Below are 1,437 nucleotides of genomic sequence, written 5' to 3'. Positions count from 1 at the left end.
CGGTTGGCCATGCGTTCCTGGAGGCGTCGGCGTCGCAGGTGGAACCAGCGCAGGTCAGCGTCGCGGACCGGGCAGGGGGCGACCCAGGTGGCCCAGCGTTCAGGCTCGGCGACGGCCCAGGTGTGCAGATCGAGGTAGAGCGCGCGGACCGACATGAGCGGGCCGTCGACGTCCAACCGCGGGCTGCCGTCAGCCTTGACCAGCAGTTTTTCCTTCCACTGCGTGAAGGTCTCTTCCGAAAGCCGCAGGTCAGCCTGCTCGGGATTGATCTCCTCGATGCTCTTCCAGAACAGCTTCGCCAGGTGGTGCGCGAGCCCGCGCAGGGTCGAGTAGTCGAGTTCCGCGGAGCGTCGGCGGATGTAGTCGACCAGCAGATCCCGGACCGCATGGTTCCTCAGCTCGTGGCGGCCGACGATCTCCTCGACGGAGAGCTGTCCGCGGGTGACCGCGGCCCGCAGGGTCTTCGGTGCGGAGGCGGGGAACTGTCCCATCTCGTGCAGGACCGGCCAGGCCAGTGTGGCTGCGAAGGTTCCCGAAGCTCTGCTTTCACCGGCCAGGCCGTGGGTGCGGGACTCGACGGCGTAGTGAAGCAGGGCTTCGGGGGTCAGGTCTTTGAGGTCGATGCCGAAGACCGTCAGCGCGCAACAGACGTCGAATCGGGCCTTGCCGCGTCGCGCTCCGCTGACCGGCATCTTGTCGAGCCGTGTGCAGAACTCCTCCAGCCACGGGTCCTTCGCGACGTCCCGGAACCAGCGCGGATAGTTCCAGAGCGGGTTGGAGCGGAAGGACAGCAGGTCCGGGCGGATGAGCCGCATGGCGAACGCGTGGCCGGCAGCCGCGTTGAGCCGGTTGCGCTGGAGCTTGTCGTCTTCCTCGGCGAGACCGCCGACCGGACGGCCTCGCTCATTGAGTCCGGAGGCTTCCCAGCGCTCCTGCCAGGTGTTCCCGGGGAACTTCGCGAGGTGCTGGAGGAGATCGGACATACCCCTGCGGGTCTTCCACTTGTAGCTGACGTGTGCCGAGAAGTGCTGGGCTGCGGCTTCGGCGACTTCCTCGACGCTGGCCGTACTGAAGTCGCCCAGCGAACGAGGCGGCCTGGCGGGAAGCGGCGGCGGGGCCGGGGTGAGCGCGGTCGGCGCGAAGTTACCGACCGGGGCCGCCGGATTGGCGTCGTGCCGCCGGATGTAGTTGGTGGTGGGGCCCTTCATGCGCAGGCTGTCGCCGACCTTACTTCCCGGCACCGAACACCGCCTGGATGTCGTCTGCGGCGTACTGCGTCGGCCAGGCCACTGGTTGAACGGGCCTGGAGTAGTGCTCTGCGAGCTTGCCGACCAGGTCCTCCAGTCCGACGACGGTGTAGAGGCTGGTGGTGGTGATATGCGCGTGGCGGAGGATCGTCTGCACTTCCACCAGCGTCAGTTCCGGGTCCCGGGCGAG

The 1,437-nt window shown here is 67.8% G+C and carries 2 pseudogenes; both read right to left on the bottom strand.

Features of this window, described 5'->3' with window-relative positions:
- Positions 1-1,241 (bottom strand): annotated as a pseudogene (locus tag CIB93_RS36960) (site-specific integrase); the annotation flags it as partial.
- Positions 1,228-1,437, bottom strand: a pseudogene (locus CIB93_RS36955) (site-specific integrase); the annotation flags it as partial. The pseudogenes CIB93_RS36960 and CIB93_RS36955, both read right to left, overlap by 14 nt.

Origin of the sequence: Streptomyces sp. WZ.A104 (genome assembly GCF_002382885.1) — a bacterium.
Classification (GTDB): domain Bacteria; phylum Actinomycetota; class Actinomycetes; order Streptomycetales; family Streptomycetaceae; genus Streptomyces.
The sequence above is the reverse complement of the archived record's forward strand: the minus strand, read 5'-3'. Positions and strand labels throughout refer to the sequence as shown.